The following is a 24,859-nucleotide window of genomic DNA, read 5'->3' as shown; positions in this document are numbered from 1 at the left end:
CAAATTATTTACTTTATAAAGGACATTTTATGTCACGTAAGCCCGCGTCACTTAGCAAACCTATTACCCCATCAGGACGTAAAGGATCACACTTAAATACAACTACCACTCAACCCAAATTGATGCTCCATATTGGGTTTTTTGCCGTTGGCTATATGCTTGCCAGCGCTGTATTTATGATGATTCAAACCAAGCTTGCTCTCAATGCGCAATTGGTCACTGTGCTGTCTATTGTCTTGGGCGCTTATATTGCCGTGCATAAGTTTATCAAGCACCAACAGCGTGCACTAGATAGAGACGAGATCAACCGCTTAATGTTTGGCGGCGTGATCGTGGTTTGGCTACTCACTATGGTTTACTTTTTGGGGATATGGGTATTTCTATTCGATTCCATCAGCCGTGAAGTACTGCTTGAGATGAGCATGCAGCAGCCTTTACCGCTAATTTCTGCATTGATCATGATATTGGTGCTGAGTTTGGTGAGTGCACGTATCAGCATTTGGGCAATTAACCACTTGCTTGATCCCAATCGCAAGGGCGCTTAATTGCTTACTTTCAGCAATTAAACGTTATAAACAAGCAACTACAAAGTTTTTGCCCTATTCATCTCTAAATTCCGTTACGCTGTATTTACGCTGATGCACTTTGATGAATAGGAGATAAGACCATGGAAATGATTTTTTTTGACAATGTTGATAAGCTTGGACGTATTATTCTGACCACAGTCGTGGTCTACGTTTTGATTGTTACGTTTACTAAAATTTCAGGCAAACGCTCAACCTCTCAGCTAAATAATTTTGACTGGATTGTCACAGTGATGATTGGGTCATTAAGTGCCAGTACGATTTTACTCAAAGGCATTCCAATTATCGAAGGTATGGCGGCTATTCTTTCACTGTATTTATTACAATTTTTGGTCACCAAATACGCCTCTGTTTCGCCGCAATTTAGTAGCTTTATTTTGTCTGAGCCACGCATTGTCTTTTACCAAGGACAGTTTTTGCCAGATGCCATGCGTGATGAGCGTTTGACCCGCCAAGAAATTGAATGTGCCATGCGCTCTGAGGGTATTCATAATTTTGATGAGGTTGAAGCCGTTGTTTTTGAGTCGGATGCCAAACTGACTATTATTCCAAAGCCCAGTCCTTCTTATAGCAATAACCAAGAAGCAGATGATACGGTATCAGAGACGATTGCTCCGCTTATGTAATACAGTTGATAAAATTTTTACTAAAAACTTGATCAGCTCTAAAAAGGATAGAGCATCATGACTCTTCTCTTTGTTTTACTCTATCCTTTTTAGGCGGCTGTTGGACTATTAGTAAGTAAGTGGGCTTTGAAAGCATTAAAATCATACAGAATAATTATTTATCAAACATGTCTTGAGCAAAGAATCTAGTATTTAACAGGTTTTCTTATTACATTTATTTAACCACTTCTTAAAATGGCAGCTGTTATGAAAGTAAGAATTTTGACCGTAGGTAATAAAATGCCCAAGTGGGTACAAACTGGTTTCGATGAGTATCATAAGCGTATTCAGCCTATGCTCACTACTGAAGTCGTTGAAATTGCGGCGGCAAAACGTGCTAAGAATCCATCAGATGCCAATTTAGCTCAATACCGTGAGCAAGAGGGTCAGGCGATCTTAGCCGCTCATGCTACAGCAGGACGTGAGCAATTGTGGGTACTTGATGTCAAGGGTAAGATGCTTTCGACCGAAAATTTGGCAGATAAATTGTCTGATGGTATGCAGCAAGGCGATGATATTGCCTTGGTCATCGGTGGAGCTGACGGGGTATCACCAGAGGTATTGGCAAAAGCAGATGTGAAATGGTCGTTATCGGCGCTTACGCTACCGCATCCTTTAGTGCGCGTTGTCCTCATGGAGCAGCTATATCGCGCGATGAGTATCAATCATAACCACCCTTATCACCGTGGTAATTAAAGTAGCAATAGAAAACTATCCCGTAGGAAAACATCATCAATCACAGTGAGACAACAGATTGAAAAATGGACGCGCGCCCTAATAAATGCCACATGAGACATCCTAAACCTGCAACACCCAATGCCCAAAGTATCAATCCGCAACGCGATGATAATCGCGACGATTTGCATAGCCCACTGATACCGACGCCAATTACAGCGGCGGCGGCTTGGACAAATACGCCCATCATATCGAGCGCGGCAAAGCGCCCTAAGTTACCGGCGCTGTTTATATCGCATGGTGCACCGACGCTGGCTATCGAGCAATCTGCTACGACGAGCGCGCTAGCTCGTATAGGACAAAACTTACCCAAACCTCGTGCCATCGTCATTATGTCCGCGCATTGGCAGTCAGCGAAACTTGAAATCAGCAGCAATCCTGAGCCAAAAACGTGGCATGATTTTTCAGGTTTTACTCCAGAGCTATATGAGCTGCAATATCCTGCTACTGGTCATCCAGCACTTGCTGAGACCTTGGCGCAGCAACTGAGTGCCCGTGGTATTATTTGTAGGGTCAATCCCTTACGTGTCAGTGACCATGGGGTATGGGCGCCACTTTTACACCTGTATCCACAGGCTGATATTCCTATCGTACAAGTATCCTTGCCACAGTATTATGACAGTATCGCTTGCTATCAATTGGGCGCGCAACTGGCACGGCTGCGTGATGAGCAAATTCTGATTATTGGTTCAGGAAATATCACCCACAATTTGCAAGCGCTACGCTGGCAAGCAGACAGTATTGATCAAACCGCAAAAGATTTTAAAGTTTGGCTGCTACAACAGCTCAAAACCGACATCCCAAGCGCCTTAGACTGGCAGCAATATCCTGACTATAAGGATATCCATCCAAGTGATGAGCATTTACTGCCGCTATTTTTTGCCTTAGGTGCCGGTCAACGTGTCTCAGTCGTGCATCAAAGTATGGCTCATCATAGCTTAGGCATGGATATCTATCGCTTTGATTAAAGGCTCTCAATCAAAGCGTCAGATATATGCAGGTATACCACACTACTTTTCAAAAGCAAGTTTAGTAAATAAACCTGCACGCTCCATTTCGCCTGCTACACTCAATAACGTCGTCTCATCATTCATACGCCCAATCAATTGCATACCGATCGGCAGACCTTTTTTACTCATACCGACAGGCAACGACATGGCTGGCAAGCCTGTAATATTACCCAATAAGGTAAAACCCATCTTCCCAAGCACTGGCGAGCTTAACTTTTCAATCATGCCTGAGCTAAAAGCGTATTTGCCCATATCCATGCCTTTATTTAGCAAACCAGCACTGCGCATCAGCATTTCATCCATGCGACTTGGTGGTAATACGCCATGTTTTACTGCCGGTGTTGGAACGGTTGGGCACAAAATTATATCGTAGGTCTCTAGCAGAAGACCGGTTTGATATTGGCTATCATGCCAGCCATGCTTGGCGTGCGCCAAATCAACAGCCGATAGTGAACGTCCTAACATCGCCATGTTATACGTTTGCGGTTCAAGATTTTGTATATGCTGCGCACCATAGCAACGCTCAATATTATCAATAGTAAACGCAGTATGCGCGCAAACAACGACTAAAAAATTATGCCAGAATTGTTCAATATTAATATTAGGTTCAGCCGGTATTACGCGGTGACCCATGGCTTCTAGCTGCTTAGCGGTCTGCTCTAATACGACCAGTACTTCTTTATCGACCACAGTATTGGCAACCAACGGCTGTTGGTGCAAGGCGATGGTTAATTGCCTTGGAGCACGCATTGCCGCTTCTAAGAAAGTACCTTTAGGCGGTGCTATGACATAAGGCGCCCCAATCTCAGCACCACTAGTCGCATCAAGCATCGCGGCACTATCACGCACGCTACGTGTAATTACATGATCGGCTACTGCCCCTTCCCAGCCTTCACCAAATAAGGGACCCATTGGGTTACGTCCACGACTGGGTTTGAGTCCAAACGTACCACACCACGCGGCAGGAAAGCGTATCGAGCCGCCACCATCACCCGCGCCTGCCATCGGTACGATACCGCTTGCCACTGCCGCCGCACTACCACCCGATGAGCCCCCAGAGCTATAGCCTTTTTTAAAAGGATTATGTGTCACGCCATGCGCTTTTGGCTCAGTGGTGATAATCAAGCCAAATTCTGGGGTATTGGTCTTACCAAAAGTGTTCACACCCGTAGCTTTCATACGCTTGACGATTTCGCTATCGCTTTTTGAGATGATATTGACGCTACGACTGCCCATCGTAATCGGCTCATCCGTGAAGCTAAATGACAAATCTTTTAACAAATAAGGGACGCCGTTAAATACACCAGCTGGCAGTCCCGCCTGCGCTGCAGCATAAGCGCGCTCGTCAAAACGGTGGATGATAGCATTCAATTTAGGATTGAGCTGATTGGCTTGATAGACTGCCGCATCCAGCAACTCTTTGGCACTGACTTCCCCAGCATTGACCAATGCCGCGAGTGCTAATGCATCGTATTGGGTATATTCTTTAAACATAACCGACCTTCCTTGGAGAGTAATCAAATTTAAATTTTGAAAAGATTGATATGTACTCGATTTATAGACAGTATCCAGTTTAGTATAAAACCTTACTGTTTATAATGAATAAACAAACTCATTAGTCATTTACGGTATTTAGAATCCTATTAGATAGGGGCAATTGATAGCCTGACAATCATGCTCTTAACACCTTTTACTACATAAAATTCTTTAATATTTTCAATAAAAAAGACGAGTTACTTTCGTAAATCGTCTTTTTACCATCCAGTCAAACATAAGCTTTACATTAGTAGCTCACGTTTACCACTCTTACCCATTGAGCTGACCAGTCCAGCCTCTTCCATAGAGTCAACAATACGCGCTGCGCGGTTATAGCCAATGCTAAATTTACGCTGAATACTAGAAGCGGAAACTTTACGAGTCTCCATAATAAAACCAACGGCTTCGTTGTAAAGGTCATCATCTTCACCAGAGGCATTGGCAGCACTACTGCCACCGCTAGGACTAGACAATTCAAAATTGCCTGCCATATTGTCGATATAATCAGGCGCACCGCGCTCACGCCATGCATCACAGACGCTATTGACTTCTTCATCGCTGACATAAGCGCCATGGACACGATCAGGTTCAATCTGCCCAGGCCCTAAGAACAGCATATCACCATTACCAAGCATATCTTCTGCGCCACCACTATCCAAAATAGTCCGTGAATCGACTTTTGAGTTGACTCGTAACGCTGCTCGTACCGGAATATTGGCTTTAATCAAACCAGTAATCACATCAACTGAAGGACGCTGAGTCGCAAGGATTAAATGAATCCCTGCTGCCCGCGATTTTTGCGCCAAGCGTGTAATTAACTCTTCTGCCTGCTTACCGACCTGCATAATCATATCGGCAAACTCGTCGGCAACGATGACAATCATCGGTAAGGTTTTTAGCTTTGGTGCTTGGCTAATACTTACGCTGTCATTGGGTCGCCATAATGGGTCAAGCATTGGATTGCCTGATTTTTCAGCAGCGATCACTTTTTTGTTAAACTCATTTAGTTTACGCACCTTTAGCAAGCTCATAAGCTGATAACGACGTTCCATCTCTGCGACGCACCATGACAAAGCACTTGCCGCCTCAGTCATATCGGTAACGACTGGGGTCAGTAAATGCGGAATATCATTATAGTTGGCAAGCTCAAGCTGCTTAGGATCGATAAGAATCATTCGCAGCTCGTTCGGCGTGTATTTTAGCAGCATCGATAGTAACATCGCGTTGACCAAGACTGATTTACCAGAACCCGTCGTACCAGCGACCAACATATGCGGTGCTCGTGCAAGATCAGTAATAATAGCTTTACCGCCAATATCTTTACCCATCGCCATACTGATTTGCGCTTTAGGATCTTTAAATTTTTCGGTATCCAACAACTCAATCAAACGTACCATTTCGCGCTGTTTATTGGGCACTTCAATGCCAATGTACGGCTTGCCAGGAATGACCTCAACCACACGTAAAGATGCCATTGATAATGAGCGTGCCAAATCGCGTGAAATTCCCGTAACTTTACTGGCTTTTATCCCAGGCGCTAGGTCTACTTCAAAGCGGGTGACGACAGGTCCTGGAATCGCATTGACAACATTTGCTTTGACATTGAACTCTTGTAATTTGATTTCCAGTAGCTCTGATAACTGCTCAAGCTCAGCAAGCGTATAGCTTGGCTGACGATTGGGGTCTGGCTTATCTAAGATCGACATCTCTGGAATCGGCAACAGACTACTACGATAGGCAGCCGTTTGCATCGAGCGTGATTTTTGACTGAATGCAATATCATCACTAATATGAGGCATAATGGGAGCATCAATCGCGTCAGTGCTATCATAAACATTGTTATCTTCTGGCATCATATCCGTAATATGATTGCTACTATCACCTTCTGGGACTGCAAAACTCATAGTTGGTTTAGTTACTGTGGCTGACTCGATACTTGATATGGTAGCCGTACTCTCTGCTATTGGTGGTGCTTTTGGATTTGCAGGCGGGGTATTGGTCGGTGTCATATCTATTATTTCTGATGTATTCTCTACATCAGCATCAGCAAAAGACTCCAAATCGTTCAACAATTCATTTGCAGCATTATTAGGAATGTCGTCAGTAGTGTCGTTTGGTGAGATACCAGTTTGCTGCTGAATAGGTGCAGTTTCTGTTAATGTCTCTACGGCAGATAATTCTTGTTCATGGCTAAAATCAGTCGCTTCTGGCACTGCCGCATGTTCTGCCAACCATGCATCCACTAAGCTATCGACGCTAGGCGCTGATTCAGGAGTATTTGGCTGCGTAGTTGACATGTTCGGTGCATAATCATTTAACGAATGTGCTGCTTGTTGCTGAGTCTCCTCCTGAGTGATATCAAGAACTGGGCTAGCAGAAGAAATGCCCGTATCTAAGCTGTCAACAGCAGCAGCTAATGCCTCTGAATATGGGGCATTTACGACATCATAAGGTATCGTATCTTGCTCATTTTCTATCTGGTTTGCTAATAAATCAGCGACAGTATTTGCATCGTTCCATGCAAAACTTGGCTCAACCTTTCTGATAGACATTGGCGTAGCATTGGTAGCAGGTACTGATGTTTTATTTAGATTAAAAGCACTATTGCTACTCGTCGTAGCGGCTGCAGTTTGCAACTGCTCTTCTCGTTTGGTACTTTCACTGGCGACTTGCGCAGCGGCTGCCATAGAGGCTTTTACACTGGCACCCAATCCTGAAGACGATAAAAAGTCTGTTAATGCGCTATTAAAACGACCACTTCCATTGTCTTGCTGTTTATTGTTAGCCTGTTCATCCGCTTGCAACTCAAGAGGCAATTGCTCATATTCTGGAGTATTAATATCACTTATTGCTATATCACGACCTTGTTTATCGGTAGCACTAGTAGCATTGTCTTCTTGTATTATTTGACTAACATCAAGGCTGCTATCAAGGTTTTTGACACCTGACCCAAACCAAGACAAAGTTTTGAATTTTTCGTAAATACTCATCCAATGAATATTAAAGGCAAAGGTGGTCGTAATAGCGACAAACACTGCCAAAAACGTCACACTCCCCCACTGCGATAATAGCTGTGCTAGCCTCGCTTGTAGCTCAAGACCAATAATACCGCCAGCAACGCCTTTAAGACCTGACGACATCGGATCTGCTACCTGCTGTACCAATGCGATCAGTTGGGCAAATAATGCACTACTGCTCAATATTAAAAACACATAAGCAACCAAGCGTAATAACCAAAACGTCGGTTTATTGTCCCACCAAATCAGTACTGACTCATAAACCAGAAACGCCAGTAACCACCACGCACCAAAACCAAAGAAGCTATACAGCAAATCTGAGAGCCATGCGCCCATCTCGCCGCCCATATTATTAATGGTCGTCATATCACTACTGATGTGCGACCAGCTAGGATCATTACCGGTATAAGTCATCAAAATCACGAACAAATAAACCGCGAGGAGTAATCCTAGTAGGGTAAATATGCCCTTTTTTAAGTAATCAATAATTGGTGCTGATATCACGTAAGATCTGCCTTGTTGTTAATACTCGTCATGAATACTTAATAGTCGTCAAACCATGATTAAGCTTAATCATGCTGACATAAATTCTTGATAGAAACTGCTGTAATAGGTTACGACTGATGTGGCGTAATAACAAAAAAAATTTATCTAAAATACTACGGCAAAATATTGACCGCATTGCTGTTTTTGTTTTGTGCGCGGCATACAACTTCTTATAATAACAAATACATAGCTGCCGTGGCGACCGTGTTATCAATAAAGCGCATAAGAAAATCAATCCAGTAGTGATTTAGCTAAAAATGCAGCTAGTGAAAAATGATGCCTGTTCTTTTTGCATTAGAATCTAACCAAAATATATTAAAGCTCTACGTTACTGCTGGTATAAATTTTTTATAGCCTCTGTCTGCGTAGGCACAGCAAGCAAGACAAATTAATACCAGCAGTACGTGATGTTTATATAACTTTTCACTGACTATATTTGAATATGGGCTCATTTTTGGTACTAAAATTTCAAGCTTCAGATACTTTAGTTCTAATGATACCCATATTTGTTTTAGCAAACTTGCACTTTTTGCTCTTAGCCCTTATGTTATTATCACATAGCAACGATAATAACCAGATACGTCGTCATTTTTACGCTTATCTTTTATAATACTTATAATATCTACTTATTATTTTAACGTTGAACCTTTTCACATTTATTGCTCTAGCAAGGAAATCTTATGGCAACTGATAATACTGCTCCACGCCACGAAAAACTCATTATTTTAGGTTCAGGTCCTGCTGGTTATTCTGCTGCTGTGTATGCAGCACGCGCCAACCTAAAGCCTGTTATGGTCACCGGTATGGAAGTCGGCGGACAGCTCACGACGACGACCGAAGTCGATAACTGGCCGGGTGATGCACATGATTTGACTGGTCCTGCATTGATGGAGCGTATGAAAGCCCATGCCGAACGCTTTGGTACTGAACTGGTTTATGATCATGTCAATGCTGTGAATTTAAATGTGCGTCCTTTTGAGCTAACCGGTAATAACGGCAATTACACCTGTGATGCTCTTATTATCTCAACCGGCGCATCAGCACAGTATCTAGGTCTAGAGTCAGAAACCAAATTCCGTGGTCTTGGCGTTTCTGCCTGTGCAACTTGTGATGGCTTCTTTTATAAAGACCAAAAAGTGGCAGTTATCGGTGGTGGTAACACGGCCGTTGAAGAAGCGCTGTATTTATCAAATATCGCCGCTGAAGTCACTTTAGTCCATCGCCGTGATAGCTTACGCTCAGAAAAAATCCTACAAGATAAACTATTTGAAAAAGCCAAAAATGGTAATGTCAAAATCGAGTGGAACCACAGCGTAAAAGAAGTGGTTGGTGATGATATGGGCGTTAATGGCGTGGTCATTGAATCTATGATTGATGGCAGTACCAAGCAACTGGACGTGTTTGGTATGTTTGTCGCCATTGGTCATAAGCCGAATACTGACTTATTTAAAGGTCAGTTAGAGATGAAAGACGGTTATCTGATCGTCAACAGCGGTCTCAATGGTAATGCTACCCAAACCAGTATCGAAGGGGTTTTTGCCGCAGGTGACGTCGCAGATCATGTCTATCGTCAAGCGATTACCTCTGCTGGTACAGGCTGTATGGCAGCACTTGATGCTGAAAAGTACCTAGATGCAATAGGCGAAACGGTCGCTCAAGATCATACTTATGCTTCAACGTTGACAGCTGACAAAGAAGCGTAAATGAGCGATTTTGTTAACGATGGTCGCATAACGCCTGAGGCTTTTGTTCAACATATCAAGAGTCTTGGGCGTTATGACTTTCCAGAGCCAGCGATAGTAGACCCTGAAGGTATGGGCATTGTGGCTATCGGGGGAGATTTAGCCCCTGAGACGCTGATTTCTGCTTACGCACAGGGTCTATTTCCTTGGTTTAATGACGATGAGCCAATTGCTTGGTGGTGCCCTGAACCCAGATGTGTGATGCAGCCGACAGACTATCAGCCGAGTAAATCGCTACGTAAGCAAGCAAACCGTAGTCGTTGGCAGTTGACGCTGAATCAAGCTTTTGATGAAGTCATACACGCTTGTAGTTTACCGCGTAGTAATGGCGTTAATGACGATCTTAATGAAAGTCAGCCTGAAGGCGAACATACTTGGATTCATGATGAGATGATTGAAGCCTATAGCGAGCTACATGCTCAAGGTTTTGCGCATAGTATTGAAGTTTGGGATGATAAAGGCACGCTCGTTGGTGGTTTATATGGCTTAAAAATAGGTGGTATTTATTTTGGTGAATCGATGTTCCATATCGCTTCTAATGCATCAAAGCTAGCATTTTGGGGCTTGATGCGCTTATGTGAGCAAAGCAATGTTAATCTTGTCGACTGTCAACTACCTAACGATCATCTCACGAGTTTAGGTGCTATCACCTTGTCACGTACTGAGTTTTTGACTCAACTAGATATATTAATATCTAATAGTTCAGATAATTGGCACAAAAACTCGCATAAGCCTCTAGCGGTATCGCTGTTAGGGAGTTTGCAACCTTGGCAATTAAACCTCTAGTTTCTTACTTTATTTTAAAATCTAAAGTTGATCTGGCTAATCGATAGTTAAAATAGCGCGACTCGATTGAGTACGTATGATTATTACTGTTACGTTTAATCGGCAATGTTTTCATAAATCAGTAACTTACCTATCACGATCATGAGTACATTATGGCACCTGATACCTCTTTTCTATTAATAGGTAAGCTGGCAACCAAAGCCAACACCACTAAAGATACCATTCGTCACTATGATCAATTGGGGCTGCTGAAGTCTCGTAAGCGTCAGGCAGGTTCGCGGCTATATACTGAGTTTCATCCAGAATGCGTTGAACGTATCGAATTAATTAAAAGCGCGCAAGCAATTGGCTTTACCCTGACTGAAATCAAAGACAGCCTCAATGATTATTATGATGGTCAGCTCGATATTGACTTACAGCTGAACATTACCCAGCAAAAACTGATTCAAATCAGAAAACAACAAACGACCATCAGTTTGATGATAGAAATGTTGACCGAACGCATTGATATTCTTGAGCATATGAAGGCTGATAGTGATTATAAACTCGACATTGATGTGTGTAAAAAGACACTGCCTTTATCCTGATAAGGAAACCTCGATACCACACTGCATTTATTATTTGTTATTGTTTTAAATCTCAAATAATAAAAGCTGCTAATATTTTTTAAGATTAATTATAAATACGCTGCATGATTAGCGCGTCGACTGCCGGTTGATGCGCTGCTTGATAGTAGCTTTTACGTGTATGAATCACAGTAAATCCTTGCTGCTCATATAACGCGATCGCAGCAGTATTGTCTGCTCGCACTTCTAATAAAAGACTCTCCACTTGATTGGCCTCTAACGCCTCATCTAGTCTAATAAAAACTCGTGATGCTATACCTTGTCGCTGATAATTAGGATGAGTGCCAATGCGTAAAATCTCTGCTTGCTCAAACAATAATTGGTATAAGCAGTAGCCAATCAATTCGTTTGCAGAATTATCAGTAACAACCATCAGACTGATACTATCCTGTTCAAGCAGGTCGCCTATTGTTTGAGATGTCCAAGGGTCTTGTAGCTGAACCATAGCTTCAACAGCTGCAACTGCTTCGACCATTTCTTTACGCTTATCTGGTTCATCTAATAGCATCTTTATATCGAACATCAGTGCCTCTTTATTTGCTGGCTTTAATATCAGTTATATTATCGTTGATTATCGACACTGTCATTCTATTAGCAAACCATACCCAAAAAAAAGCCACCCTCTTTCGAGGATGGCTTTTGACTAAATTATTAACGAAGATCAGATTACTCTGACAGCGTTAAGTATTAGTTTAATACGTTAGCAACAACACCAGCGCCTACAGTACGGCCGCCTTCACGAATAGCAAAGCGAAGACCTTTGTCCATAGCGATTGGGTGGATAAGCTCTACGCCCATCTCAACGTTATCACCAGGCATAACCATTTCAGTACCGTCTTGTAATTGGATTGCGCCAGTTACGTCAGTGGTACGGAAATAGAACTGTGGACGATAGCCGTTTAGGAATGGTGTGTGACGACCACCCTCTTCTTTTGACAACACATATACTTCAGCGTCAAACTTGGTATGCGGAGTGATTGAACCTGGCTTAGCTAGTACTTGGCCACGTTGTACGTCTTCACGCTTAGTACCACGTAGTAGTACGCCACAGTTTTCGCCTGCACGACCTTCGTCAAGCAGTTTACGGAACATCTCTACACCAGTACAGGTGGTTTTTTGAGTGTCACGGATACCGACGATTTCGATTTCGTCGCCAACGCGTACGATACCAGATTCAACACGGCCAGTTACAACAGTACCACGACCTGAGATTGAGAATACGTCTTCGATTGGCATTAGGAATGCTTTGTCGATGTCACGCTCTGGCTCTGGGATGTAGGTGTCAAGAACGTTTAATAGTTCTACAACGGCTGGTTGACCATATTTTTCTTGTGAGCCTTTTAGGGCTTCAGTTGCAGAACCGTGGATGATTGGGGTGTCATCACCTGGGAAGTCATAGTCGCTTAATAATTCACGAACTTCCATTTCTACTAGCTCTAACAATTCTTCGTCATCAACAACGTCGCACTTGTTCATGAATACGACGATGTACGGTACGCCAACCTGACGTGAAAGCAGGATGTGCTCACGGGTTTGTGGCATAGGGCCGTCAGTTGCTGATACAACTAGGATTGCGCCGTCCATTTGAGCGGCACCGGTGATCATGTTTTTAACATAATCGGCGTGACCTGGGCAATCAACGTGAGCATAGTGACGTGATGGGGTGTCATATTCTACGTGTGAGGTGTTGATGGTGATGCCACGTGCTTTTTCTTCTGGTGCTGAGTCAATAGACGCGTAGTCTTTGGCTTCGCCACCTGAAGTGATTGCAGCTACGGTTGCGATTGCAGCGGTAAGGGTGGTTTTACCGTGGTCAACGTGTCCGATGGTACCGACGTTAACATGTGGTTTTAGACGTTCAAACTTGGCCTTTGCCATGGGTATTTCCTCTTTTTTTGGTGAATATTTATCAATCAAAGATCGGTAAATAACTGTTTGACGGCTTATGATGTATGACCATCAAACCGTTGACACTGTGTTTTTTCTATTAAACCAATATTTATTAAAATACTAGCTATAACGCTATACTATCTTCGTATTCGATATTTTAGCTGTTAAGCGTATAAATAGAGGCATTATACGTGCTTTTCAATCTGTTGAACATGACAAGTTAATATACAGTACTGCTATTGCACTACTTTATCTAACTCTTATTCATTTAATTCTTTATACAGCTCATTTATTAGATAAAGATAACACCTACTAATAAACTGACAGCGCAAAAAGGCAACACCTCAGTGTCACCTTTGAATTATTCTCTGCCACACTGTATGTATAATTTTCGATATTTATAATTTTGATACCAATACTGAGCTATGGACAAGCACTAGCAAAGCGAATATAAATAATGGAACAATAAATGGAGCTCATATTGAGAATTGAACTCAAGACCTCTCCCTTACCAAGGGAGTGCTCTACCGCTGAGCTATATGAGCATGTTTTTAACAACTACAGCAGCCAACCACTAAGTTGCACTAAAAAAAATATCACGATACAGCAATAATAACTGACTGTCGTGATGAGTATTGATGATTTGTGCAATGGTACATATATGGAGCGGGTGGCGGGAATCGAACCCGCGTCATTAGCTTGGAAGGCTAAGGTGTTACCATTATACCACACCCGCATTTACTCTTATCTGGATTGACTCCAATAAAGAATCATGGATTGATATAGAGTATGCTTGGCGCTAAGACGAACTTAGAAAAATATGGTGGTGGGAGAAGGATTCGAACCTTCGAAGCTTTCGCGACAGATTTACAGTCTGTTGGGTTTGACCGCTCCCCAATCCCACCTTAGGTTGCTTTAAACAAAAATGGCTTTAGTTTAAGACATATTCATAAAAAGCTACTTTGAGAGAGATGGTGCCGACTGCCGGGATCGAACTGGCGACCTACTGATTACAAGTCAGTTGCTCTACCAACTGAGCTAAGTCGGCTTGTTCTCTCAAAGTGGTGGCTATTCTATCAAATATTTTGAGATGCGCAAGCCCTTTTTTAGTATTTTTGGCTTTATTTTAATAAAAAATCTCAAGCAACTGATTATAAAAGGGTTTTTATTTTTTGAAAGTAGCTACTTTTACTGCTCTTACTTCAACGGTCTATCTTTTAGCCAAAAAACTAGTCACTTAACTTCTGTGGATTGATTACTCATTGCTAGAAACATTCAATAATTGTGTAAACCTGCCAAGCGCTAATACTTATCAGCAGCAGAATTTTGAAAAGATACCGTTAAAACTTGTGATTCCTGCGATGCTAAGACAAAACTTGTTCGCTATAAAATTACTATTTAAAGCGATGAAAAATTTATCCTAACATAGCACTAATCTCTTAAAGCGAAAATATCTTAAAGCCAATCAACTACAACTTTTACCAGTTGACCAATTTATTATTTAAATAAACAAAGATAGCTCTCTTGTTGAAAATTGGCTATACCATGCCTGTATTAAACAACCATAGTGCTAAGCCAATAATAATAATCGCGACAAACACCCATATAAACCAACTACCACTCGGTTTCTTTTCAACTGCTCCAGTAGTGGCAGGGTTATCCAGTGCTTGATCCATCGCATTATTGCCTGTGGTACCCAAATCGCGAGATTGACCTAGATTGGCTGTGCCCGAAAACTGTGAAGTGGCTGCCTGCTTAGCACGAAGTACATCTGGATCTGCTTCTTCTTGCAAGGCCGTCTTAGTGGTTTTGTCGTGCTCTGGCTCAATAGCTGCTTCAATGACTGGCGCCTCACTTACAAGAGACGTTTCTGAAAGGGTTTCAGATACAGCGTCTTTATGTAGCAAAGACTCATCAGATAAGACGGGCTGCTTTACAAGTGATTCTTGATGAGCAGAAGGCGTTGATGTAGTTTCGGTTGAGATAGAATCTATTACTTCGTCCTCAGCAGCCACGCTAGGAACACTTGAAGTTTCAGTAGGACTATATTCTACTTCGCTCAATACAGGTTCAGCTTTATCTGCGGCGGCTAAGATGTCAGTGATACCTGTTTCTTTGGTCACTGGCTTATCTGTTTGAGCAGCGCTAACAATCGGCTCTGCTTGCACAGCAGCAATAGGCATTGCTTCTAAAGAATTTTCGACAGGTAATATCTCTTCGATTATCGTTTCTTTAACCACTGGCTCTGCTTCAACAATAGGTGCTATTTCAGTATCAGGACTCAACATTAACGTTGGTTTATCTACAACTGCTTGCTCATGAATAACGGTAGCAGCCACTGGCGCACTTACCTGAAAGATAAAGCTTGCAAACCCAAGCGTATCCTCTGCTGCTAACTGCTTCGATTCATTGGCAGCAATACGCTCATCATTAATAAAAGTGCCGTTTGACGACTCTAGATCTTTTACGTATAGCTGACCGTTTAAGACACTCAGTTGTGCATGATTGCGTGAAATTTGCTTGCTACCTAGTACCAGATCATTATCACTACCACGGCCCACAGAGAGGCTGTCAGTGACTGTTAATGTCAGATCACCAAGTGCCTCTGTCAAGGCATTCAACTGCCATGTATTGGTCGTTGCGGCATTCATATTATCGATATCGTTTGTCATGCGATGACTCCTTATTTATTATTAAATATTCATGATGGTCATTAGCTGATCCATCCTATTGTATCTGACGTTTATAGCTATATTATTTAGGGATAAAGCGCGGTTGTATAATACCGCCAAGCTTATTATAAGGAATGCTAAGCACTGGCATACCATAGGCATAGGGAGCGATAGCATAATGCTGATAACGAATATCAACCCCTTTATCCGTCAATGTGACGTTATCACTTAAGGTAAATGGCCAATTTTTCTCGTAGTTTTTCACATCTTTATCGACCGTTTTCACCCAGTCTTTATAAGCATTGTAGGCCAGTGCCTTAAACTGTGGCTTTTTACCGCTTTGCAGCATATCCGCCAGTTTTATTTGCTTTTTCGTCTCTTGATCAAACACTAGATATTCGCTATATGGCATTCCATGTGCGCCGCCAGTAAAGACATATGAGCTTATCTCGAACGTCTCAAAATCATTAATATGACCCACATACTCAGGTGTCACCGTTAGGCTGTAAGCAAACGCACTGTCACTCAGTAGCTCATTCAATTGCGAGGCAGCAAAACCATCAAGCGCGCTTTTGACAGCAGCTGGAGTAGCTTTGGTAGTGATAGGCGCAGATTCAGAGGGTTTACTATTTACAACCAGCGTATTGATACGCTGATTGGTGATATCATTTATCCATTTGTGATTGGTTTTAAGATATTTAACTTCAATCTCCGGACAGTTATCACGCGCCGTGCAGGTTTCTTGTAGTTTTTTGGGTAACTGATAATCAAGATATTCTGTGCTACTAAAAAGGCTATCGGCATATGCTGAGAAGCTTAACGTGCCAAACAGCAACGCACTACTTACTATTGACAATAAATGCAGCCTACCCGCATCCGTAGAAGATTGCTGGACTGATTGTGACTCAATAATAGGACGTTTATTAGCAGTTTTCATATAGCCTCTTTAATATATCTATAAGATTTACTGATATTCTACCGTAACCTTTGTCCTATATTGTAGGAACACTGTTCGTGTTTTTTCTAGATTCATAGGGATTAAAATCAATAACACGCTGTTTGATAAGCTAATAAAAAAGACACGATAACGTGTCTTTTAAGATTAAGCAAAGTGGAATAATGGATTTTAGTGCTCACGCGTATTGCTAAACGTCACTTCTGGATAGCGATCTTGCATCAGCTGCAAGTTCACCCGTGATGGCGCAAGATAAGTCAGATGACCACCGCCATCTAGCGATAGTTGGTCATGGGCTTTGCGCTTAAACTTGGCTAACGCTACTTCGTCATCGCAATGTATCCAGCGTACCGTCGCAATCGATACTGGCTCAAAGATACACTGTACTTTGTACTCTTCTTTGAGACGATGGGCAACCACTTCGAACTGTAGTACACCAACCGCACCCAAGATTAAATCATTATTAATCTGCGGCATAAAGACCTGTGTTGCTCCCTCTTCACTCAACTGCTGTAAACCTTTTTGCAGGGCTTTTGATTTAAGCGGATCTTTTAGAATAACACGGCGGAATAGCTCAGGGGCGAAATGCGGGATACCGGTAAAGTTGAGCTCTTCGCCTTCAGTGAAACTATCGCCGATAGAGATGGTGCCATGATTGTGTAAACCAATAATATCACCCGGATAGGCTTCTTCCAACGCTTCACGGTCACCTGCTAAAAAGGTCAAGGCATCAGCAATACGTACGTCCTTACCTAAACGTACATGCTTTAATTTCATGCCTTTTTCGTACTTGCCTGAGCAGACACGTAAAAATGCAATGCGATCACGATGACGCGGATCCATGTTTGCCTGAATCTTAAAGACAAAACCACTAAACGTTGTTTCATTCGCCGCTACTTCACGTTCATTGGTCGGATGCGCTTTTGGTGGCGGCGCATATTTGATTAAAGTATCAAGTACCATATTGACGCCAAAGTTACCTAGCGCTGTACCGAACAATACGGGTGTCATTTCACCGGCTAAAAACTCGTCAACATCGAAGTCTTCTAGGGCCATTTGTACCAATTCTAGTGACTCTTCAAACGAGGCGAACATTAAAGCGCCTAAGCGCTCACGGATATCAGGATAATCATAGCCTTCGCGCGTCTCAGCGACCGTCATATCACCGCCATGACCTTTCTCATAAAAATAGGTTTTGTTTTCGGTTAAATGATAGACACCAACAAAATCCTGTCCCATACCGATAGGCCAAGTGACAGGAATACATTTAATCTTTAATACCGCTTCGATTTCACTCAATAGCTCAAGCGGCTCACGAATCTGGCGGTCAAGTTTATTGACGAATGAGATGATGGGCGTATCACGCATCCGGCAAACTTCCATCAATTTGATGGTACGTTCTTCGACACCTTTTGCGCCATCGACCATCATCAGCGCACTGTCTACAGCGGTCAGAGTACGATAGGTATCTTCACTAAAGTCAGCGTGACCCGGTGTATCTAGCAGGTTGACCATATGTTCTTTATAAGGGAACTGCATGACCGAAGTGGTAATAGAAATACCACGCTCCTGCTCCATACTCATCCAATCAGATGTCGCATGGCGGTCGGTTTTACGACCTTTGACCTCGCCCACTACTTGAATCGCTTTACCCCATAGCAGCAGCTTTTCGGTCATCGTCGTCTTACCAGCATCAGGATGCGAGATGATGGCAAAGGTGCGGCGTTTGGCCACTTCTTTATTTAATTTCTTTGGATCTACGCTCATAATGAATAACTTATCGTTAAATTTTGGAAGAAAAAAACAAGAATTTAGAAAAGGTCTAACAGTAAATGTGATGGATTTTGGTGCGCGTATTGTAGCGGATTTATGGTTAAGATACTATTCATCCCTTAGCTTGCAACAGCCTTATCTACACCAATTATCTAGATCCATGATTTTTACAAAACACTCATTTAATTGTATAAGAAACCTGTTTGACAATCAAAACATCATCATACAACATTGATTATTCAAAGATTTTTATTAAAATAGATAAAAACAATCATATATTAGTCATTGTAAAATTATTAGAAGGAGACAGTTATGTTGCTTGAAAAGATTAAGACACCTGGGCTTGCCCATCTATCTTATCTGGTGGGGTCAGGTGGTCAAGCTGCTGTGATAGATCCTCGCCGTGACTGTGCGATTTATGTAGAAAAGGCACGGGCACAAGGGTTAGAAATCATACATATTTTCGAAACTCATCGCAACGAAGATCTTGTTTCCGGTGCTCCGATTCTAGCAGAAATGACCGGCGCCAGTGTTCTTCACGGTCCGAACCCAGAACAGCCTATCGTCTATGCTCAAACGGTGCGCGATGGTGATTGTTTTACCATCGGTCAGCTTGAAATACGCGTTTTAGAAACGCCCGGTCATACTGATGACCATCTTGCCTATGCTCTATTTGACACAGCTTACCCCGATAAAGCTGTGGCGGTCTTCACCGGAGATGCCCTATTCGTCGGTGACGTCGGCCGTACTGACTTCTATCCTGATAGAGATGAGGAAGTCGCAGGTCTACTCTATGATTCGCTACAAAAAATATTAGCACTAGGTGATCAGGCCATTATACATCCTGCACACGGCGCGGGCTCTGTCTGCGGATCAGGTATGGCAGAGCGTGAATTCTCTAGCGTCGGTCATGAAAGATTGAATAACCCACGTTTACAATTCACAGATCGCGACGCCTTTATCCGCTTTAAGGTCAGCGAAAACCATTATCAGCCGCCTTATTTCAGACTGATGGAGCGCTTGAACATGGAGGGCGGTACTGCACCTCCTTCTGTTATTCGACCGCGCAGCTTTTCGCTACAGCAGTTGAAAAGCTGCGGTGCCGATCATCTGATTGATATTCGTGAGCCGATGGCTTATGCTTCCGGTCATTTACCTGGAGCGATGAGCCTACCCGTGAGCATGATTTCCGCCTTTGCCGGGTGGTACATCCATGAAGGCGAAAGCTTGGCATTAATTGCCTCTGATGAGGCACAACTCGCCACGGCTATGGAGCATCTGGTTCGGATTGCCCTTGATAACGTATTAGGTGGCTATGTCGGCGTGGTTCCCGCTGCTGCGAAAGGTGAAAAAATGCAGCAAACCCCTATGATTGATACTAGCGAGGTTGAAGCTCGTCTAAAGAATGATACTGAGGGCTGGACCCTACTCGATGTCCGTGATGCCGACGAACGAGATACTGTCGCAATCGAGGGGTCACAACACATTTACGTTGGACATCTTAACAAATGTTGGCGTGAACTTGATAAGAAGCATCATTACACCTTGATGTGTGCTAGCGGAGCACGGGCCACAATAGCCGCAGGATGGCTTGCAAGCCAAGGTTTTGAAAACATCGATATTTATCTTGGTTCGATGGGCGCATGGCAAGCAGCTCATAAATAGATCTATAGATACAAGCTGTTTTTATGAGCAACGATTTGTTTTGACTAAATCAGTCTTATCGCTTTCACTTTATTGCAACGACTACGTATAGAGAGCTAGTTATAATCTGATTTTACTGAGAAAACTAACTTACAAATTCATATCATACTTTTACTGCCGCTATATAAAGCTTGCCTTGTCGTCTGGTATGCTAGATGGGCTATTTTATAACTAGTTATAACAAGACTCAAAAATCCTATCTAGAAATGATGGAAAACAATTTATATAAAAGGATACATTATGGAAACCCTATATTCGACTAAAGCATCTGTCACTGGTGGCCGTGCAGGTAAAGCTAGCTTACAAGACAGCGATTTAACCATCAATATGGTTGCACCTGGTTCTGGTAAAGACGGTAATAACCCAGAGCAACTGTTCGCTATGGGTTATGCTGCTTGTTTTGATGGTGCACTTGGTGCCGTCAAAGGGGCAGAAAAAGCAAAGTTTGATTCTACTACTGAAGTCTCAGTAGATTTAAAGAAAGGCGAAGGTCTAGACTTTAAATTGGCCGTTAAAATTCATGTTATCGGTGAAAATACAGAGCTATCAGCGGATGAGTTTCAGCAATTGGTTGAGAAAGCCAATAAGGTCTGCCCATATTCTAAAGCGACCCATGGTAATGTCGATAGCGAAGTAACCTCAGAAGTAAAATAAATTTCTAGTAACTACAATAGTTACAATGATAAAAAGAACTCAGTTGATCTGGGTTCTTTTTTTATGAATTATCATTTTAGGTCGTACACATCGTAACTGTTTATGCATTCTATTCGTTCATCATCTATTCGGCACGCAGCGCTTTTATCGTTATAATGAAGGTATCTTTTCACCCCATACTTACTGCAAAATATTTACTGACCAATACTTGCGACCCAAAACCTGATAAGTGACTTTCTATGACTGCCAACGATCACAACTCCCACTCGCCTATTAATCCCAATACGCTACCGAATTTTGCAACGATGCCCAATGTGGCAACGATGGACACCACGCATGTGGACAAAAACCAGCCACCTTTTATTTTGGTCGATGGCTCTTATTATCTGTTTCGTACCTATCATGCGCTGCCAAAAACCATGCAGAATTCGCAAGGGCTAGTCACCAATGCAATACGTGGCACGCTCAATGCACTTTTAAAGCTGATGCGCCGCTATCATCCAACCCATATGGCCGTTTGTTTTGATACCAAATCGCCAACCTTTCGTCATGCTATGTCAGAAGAGTACAAAGCCAATCGTCCAAAAATGGATATCGAGCTTGCCGAGCAGATTCCTTATATTCATCGTTTGGTCACCGCGCTTGGGATTCCACTGTTACGTATCGAAGGCGCAGAAGCGGACGATATTATCGGTACGCTCGCCTATCGTGCGGTCGCCGAAGGGCATCACGTGGTTATCTCAACTGGCGATAAAGACATGATGCAGCTGATTAATGACTGCGTAATACTAGAAGATAGCTTCACAGGCAAGATGACTGATAGCGCTGGCGTGGTTGAAAAATTCGGTATCAATCCTGAGCAAATGATTGATTTTTTAACCTTGATGGGCGATTCCTCTGACGGTATCAAAGGCGTGCCCGGTATTGGTAAAAAGACCGCCAAAGATTTGCTAAACGAATATGGCAATATCGATAATATGCTCAAAAACGTCGCCAATATCAAAGGGCGTGCTGGCAAAAACTTGCTCGAATATGCCGATGATATTCCGATGAACGCGCAACTGGCAACCATTGTCACTGATTTAGAAGTGGGGCAAGACTGGCAAGATTTAAAAATAAACACTGATCCTTGCGCCCACATCGATGAGCTACGTGAGCTATATAGTGAGCTCGAATTTAGAAATGAGTTAGCGTCACTTGATCACCCTAATCATCCTGCCAATGGTAATGGGCATGGCACGCAAAGTGTTGCTCATAGTCAGGCTGATGCTGAGTCACAAGCGCAAATCGCTAAATCCCTACAATCAAGCACCATCAGTCATGTCACTGATAGCAAAAGTCATGATAGAGCATGGCATACTATTTTAGACGAGCCTGCCTTTGACAACTTAGTTCAATTGTTAGCATCTGCGCCGCATTTCGTTATCGATACCGAAACCACGAGTGTCTATTGGCGTCAGGCTGAATTGGTTGGCTTGTCTTTTTCTGTGCAAGCACACGAAGCTTATTATATTCCGCTGACTCATGCGCTAGAAGGCGATGAATTAACAGCAAAACAGCTCGACCGCGATACCGTTTTGGCGCGTTTAAAGCCTATTTTAGAAAACCCAAACATCGGTAAAATCGGTCAACATTTAAAGTATGATGCCCATATTCTTAGCCTTTATGACATAAACCTCTTAGGCAATATTCATGACAAGCCCAACAATTGGGCGATGGATACTATGCTTGCCAGTTATGTAATTAATGCGGCGATTACCCGTCACGGTATGGATGATTTGGCACGGCATTACCTGCAAACGCAGACCATCAGCTTTGAAGATGTCGCTGGTAAAGGCGCTAAGCAAGTAAGTTTCGATCAAGTGGCGATTGATATTGCTAGCGACTATGCGTGTGAAGATGCCGATATTACTTATCAGTTGTTTGATTTGTTTAGCAAAAAACTTGCTGATGACACTAATAACGCTAAGCTGCTACACGAGCTAGAAATCCCAACGGCTGAAATACTGTGCCAAATGGAAGCCAATGGCATTTTAATTAAGCGTCCGTTCTTAAACGAGTTATCTAAACGCTTTGATGAAGAAATCATTGCCCTAGAAAAACGTGCGTACGAAGTCGCCGGTGAAGAGTTTAATCTTGGCTCTCCTAAGCAGCTTGGCGAGATGTTATTCGATAAGCTTGGCGTCGTGAGTGGCAAAAAAACCAAAACCGGTCAATATTCTACCGGTGAAGCAGTACTGTCAAAAATCGACCATCCTTTGGTCGATATTACCCTAGAGTATCGCGGACTCTCTAAACTTAAGAGCACCTATACCGATGCGCTTGATAATGTAGCAGATGCCAAGACTGACCGTGTGCATACCAGCTATCATCAAGCATTGACCAGTACTGGGCGCTTATCTTCAACTGATCCCAATTTACAAAATATTCCTATTCGTACCGCTACTGGTCGCTTGATTCGTCAAGCATTTATTGCGCCAGAAGGTCGAGTCATATTAGCGGCGGATTATTCGCAAATTGAGCTGCGTTTGATGGCGCATTTCTCAGGTGATAAAAATCTAACTCATGCCTTTAATGAAGGGCTAGATATTCATGCCGCCACTGCCGCCGAAGTACTAGGAAAAGAGGTCGCAGAGGTTACAGCAACCGAGCGCCGTAATGCCAAAGCCATTAACTTTGGTCTGCTATATGGCATGAGCGCCTTTGGACTAGCCAAACAGTTACAGATGAGCCGTAGTGAGGCGCAAGACTACATTGACATGTATTTTGAGCGCTATCCTGGCGTCAAAGACTATATGATCAATACTCGTGCCAGCGCTTATGAGCATGGCTATATCGAGACGATATTGGGTCGTAAGCTTTATACCCCTGATATCAATCACAGCAATCGCATGGTCAAACAAGGCGCTGAACGGGCGGCGATTAACGCACCATTACAAGGTTCTGCAGCTGACTTGATTAAGCTTGCTATGATTGCCGTCGACAAAGTACTACCTAAAGAGCAGGCAAAAATGCTACTGCAAGTTCATGATGAGCTGGTGTTCGAAGTCGATGCTGACAAGGTCGATGAGATAAGCCAATTGATTACTGATGCTATGCAAGATGTCTTAACAGCAACAGCAGTTGAAAAAGGCTGGAACGTCAACTTTGCAGTGCCGCTATTGGTTGAGACGGATAGTGGTCAGAATTGGGATGAGGCGCATTGATTCTTAAGGAGATTTTAAGTAGGTTTAATGCTATTTAAGATACTTGACACTCGCAGCGTAAACTAAAAAAAACAGTCGCGTATTATAATTGTCGGTATAATAAACCTATCTTATTTTTTCCCAAATTATTTTTTAGTCTAAAGTGAGCCTTAGCGCTCACTTTTTTTATTCTAAAAATCAGGAGCGCTTATTTTGGCTGCAGATGGCATTATCGAAATCCCCGGCATTATCTTACTGATAGCCTGTATATTACGTTGCGTGCAATATGTAGTGCAGAGTGAAAGCAAGCAAAGTCTTTATTTTTGGCTGGCATCAGTATTGACGTTTTTCGCGGTGATCCGTCGCGAGTTAAACTATTTACCTGAGTTGTTTATTGCTAGCGATTTTTCACTGTTAAATCAGTCCTATGACTGGTGGGAAGATGCGGTGCTGCTTATAGTTTATCTGCTTATCGTGGGTTTATTAGCGTATACCTGGCGCTATCTCTGGGCAGTATTAAAATCGGTGCCGGTTTATTTATATCTTATGATAGTGGGGTTGGCGTTATTAGAATATATGGGCGAAAACGCGATTATGATTCCTCAAGGTTGGGGAGAGATCGTTGAAGAAATGGCAGAAACTGGCGTTTACACGATTGCATTGACCTATATATGGCGTTTCAAACCGCTTATGTTTGAAAGACGCTTGCCACTTAATAAGCGCTATTCATCATGCCAAGCGTAGCAATCACTGGTCATGATAGCATTTGTCTTAGCGCT

The 24,859-nt window shown here is 42.7% G+C and carries 18 protein-coding genes and 4 tRNA genes; 11 read left to right on the top strand and 11 right to left on the bottom strand.

The features are described from left to right. Positions 1–29 precede the first annotated feature (29 nt). The 4 genes from PSYCG_RS02220 (at position 30) to PSYCG_RS02205 (ending at position 2,952) form a co-directional block, all read left to right on the top strand. Positions 30–545 carry an ABZJ_00895 family protein gene (locus PSYCG_RS02220; protein ID WP_020442767.1) on the top strand — a complete coding sequence of 172 codons (516 nt, stop codon included), beginning with the start codon at positions 30–32 and terminating at the stop codon, positions 543–545. Positions 546–667: 122 nt separating this feature from the next. After that, positions 668–1,210: a DUF421 domain-containing protein gene (locus tag PSYCG_RS02215; protein WP_020442766.1), complete on the top strand. Its 543-nt coding sequence runs from the start codon at positions 668–670 to the stop codon at positions 1,208–1,210. 246 nt (positions 1,211–1,456) lie between these two features. Continuing rightward, on the top strand, positions 1,457–1,945 hold the full coding sequence (rlmH, locus tag PSYCG_RS02210; protein ID WP_020442765.1) for a 23S rRNA (pseudouridine(1915)-N(3))-methyltransferase RlmH: 489 nt from the start codon (positions 1,457–1,459) through the stop codon (positions 1,943–1,945). Between the two features lie 92 nt (positions 1,946–2,037). Then, a complete protein-coding gene (locus PSYCG_RS02205) occupies positions 2,038–2,952 on the top strand; it encodes a DODA-type extradiol aromatic ring-opening family dioxygenase (protein ID WP_020442764.1) in 915 nt (304 codons plus the stop codon). A gap of 42 nt (positions 2,953–2,994) precedes the next feature. On the opposite strand, the gene PSYCG_RS02200 is transcribed toward PSYCG_RS02205, so the two are convergent. Together PSYCG_RS02200 and PSYCG_RS02195 are read right to left on the bottom strand one after the other, a co-directional pair. Continuing rightward, the gene (locus PSYCG_RS02200) at positions 2,995–4,488 is read right to left on the bottom strand and encodes an amidase (RefSeq protein ID WP_020442763.1); all 1,494 of its coding nucleotides are present in this window, start codon (positions 4,486–4,488) and stop codon (positions 2,995–2,997) included. 284 nt (positions 4,489–4,772) lie between these two features. After that, positions 4,773–8,051, bottom strand: coding sequence for a DNA translocase FtsK 4TM domain-containing protein (locus tag PSYCG_RS02195; RefSeq protein WP_084674191.1), 3,279 nt, complete (start codon positions 8,049–8,051; stop codon positions 4,773–4,775). Positions 8,052–8,773: 722 nt separating this feature from the next. Here PSYCG_RS02195 and trxB point away from each other — a divergent pair. The 3 genes from trxB to PSYCG_RS02180 all read left to right on the top strand — a co-directional run bounded on the left by trxB (position 8,774) and on the right by PSYCG_RS02180 (position 11,208). After that, the gene (gene trxB, locus PSYCG_RS02190; protein WP_011512797.1) at positions 8,774–9,796 is read left to right on the top strand and encodes a thioredoxin-disulfide reductase; all 1,023 of its coding nucleotides are present in this window, start codon (positions 8,774–8,776) and stop codon (positions 9,794–9,796) included. Continuing rightward, on the top strand, positions 9,797–10,621 hold the full coding sequence (gene aat / locus PSYCG_RS02185) for a leucyl/phenylalanyl-tRNA--protein transferase (protein WP_020442761.1): 825 nt from the start codon (positions 9,797–9,799) through the stop codon (positions 10,619–10,621). Positions 10,622–10,773: 152 nt separating this feature from the next. Continuing rightward, positions 10,774–11,208: a MerR family transcriptional regulator gene (locus PSYCG_RS02180; protein ID WP_011512795.1), complete on the top strand. Its 435-nt coding sequence runs from the start codon at positions 10,774–10,776 to the stop codon at positions 11,206–11,208. An 85-nt stretch (positions 11,209–11,293) separates the two neighbouring features. On the opposite strand, the gene rimI is transcribed toward PSYCG_RS02180, so the two are convergent. From rimI to PSYCG_RS02130, 9 genes are all read right to left on the bottom strand, one after another. Further along, complete coding sequence (gene rimI / locus PSYCG_RS02175; RefSeq protein WP_020442760.1) at positions 11,294–11,770, bottom strand: ribosomal protein S18-alanine N-acetyltransferase; 477 nt, start codon at positions 11,768–11,770, stop codon at positions 11,294–11,296. A gap of 164 nt (positions 11,771–11,934) precedes the next feature. After that, positions 11,935–13,125 (bottom strand): elongation factor Tu, encoded by a 1,191-nt coding sequence (tuf, locus tag PSYCG_RS02170; protein WP_011512793.1) that lies wholly within the window; start codon positions 13,123–13,125, stop codon positions 11,935–11,937. 482 nt (positions 13,126–13,607) lie between these two features. Continuing rightward, a tRNA-Thr gene (locus tag PSYCG_RS02165) sits at positions 13,608–13,682 on the bottom strand. Between the two features lie 117 nt (positions 13,683–13,799). After that, positions 13,800–13,873: transfer RNA gene (locus tag PSYCG_RS02160), tRNA-Gly, on the bottom strand. A gap of 85 nt (positions 13,874–13,958) precedes the next feature. After that, positions 13,959–14,042, bottom strand: a tRNA-Tyr gene (locus tag PSYCG_RS02155). A gap of 67 nt (positions 14,043–14,109) precedes the next feature. Further along, positions 14,110–14,185: transfer RNA gene (locus PSYCG_RS02150), tRNA-Thr, on the bottom strand. A gap of 490 nt (positions 14,186–14,675) precedes the next feature. Continuing rightward, the gene (locus tag PSYCG_RS02140) at positions 14,676–15,809 is read right to left on the bottom strand and encodes an FHA domain-containing protein (protein WP_020442759.1); all 1,134 of its coding nucleotides are present in this window, start codon (positions 15,807–15,809) and stop codon (positions 14,676–14,678) included. A gap of 82 nt (positions 15,810–15,891) precedes the next feature. Further along, on the bottom strand, positions 15,892–16,746 hold the full coding sequence (locus PSYCG_RS02135; RefSeq protein ID WP_020442758.1) for an RsiV family protein: 855 nt from the start codon (positions 16,744–16,746) through the stop codon (positions 15,892–15,894). 189 nt (positions 16,747–16,935) lie between these two features. Beyond that, positions 16,936–18,531, bottom strand: coding sequence for a peptide chain release factor 3 (locus tag PSYCG_RS02130; protein WP_020442757.1), 1,596 nt, complete (start codon positions 18,529–18,531; stop codon positions 16,936–16,938). Between the two features lie 318 nt (positions 18,532–18,849). Between PSYCG_RS02130 and PSYCG_RS02125 the strand changes: the two genes are divergently transcribed. From PSYCG_RS02125 to PSYCG_RS02110, 4 genes are all read left to right on the top strand, one after another. Continuing rightward, positions 18,850–20,202 carry an MBL fold metallo-hydrolase gene (locus PSYCG_RS02125; protein ID WP_020442756.1) on the top strand — a complete coding sequence of 451 codons (1,353 nt, stop codon included), beginning with the start codon at positions 18,850–18,852 and terminating at the stop codon, positions 20,200–20,202. 279 nt (positions 20,203–20,481) lie between these two features. Beyond that, entirely contained in the window at positions 20,482–20,895 is a 414-nt protein-coding gene (locus PSYCG_RS02120; protein WP_020442755.1) for an Ohr family peroxiredoxin, read from the top strand. Between the two features lie 239 nt (positions 20,896–21,134). Beyond that, entirely contained in the window at positions 21,135–24,101 is a 2,967-nt protein-coding gene (polA, locus tag PSYCG_RS02115; RefSeq protein ID WP_020442754.1) for a DNA polymerase I, read from the top strand. Positions 24,102–24,293: 192 nt separating this feature from the next. Next, positions 24,294–24,824: a hypothetical protein gene (locus tag PSYCG_RS02110; protein WP_011512786.1), complete on the top strand. Its 531-nt coding sequence runs from the start codon at positions 24,294–24,296 to the stop codon at positions 24,822–24,824. Positions 24,825–24,859: the final 35 nt, after the last annotated feature.

It is taken from the genome of Psychrobacter sp. G (assembly GCF_000418305.1).
GTDB classification, from domain to species: Bacteria; Pseudomonadota; Gammaproteobacteria; order Pseudomonadales; family Moraxellaceae; genus Psychrobacter; species Psychrobacter cryohalolentis.
Note: the sequence above shows the minus strand (reverse complement) of the source record. Positions and strands in the feature narration are given on the sequence as shown.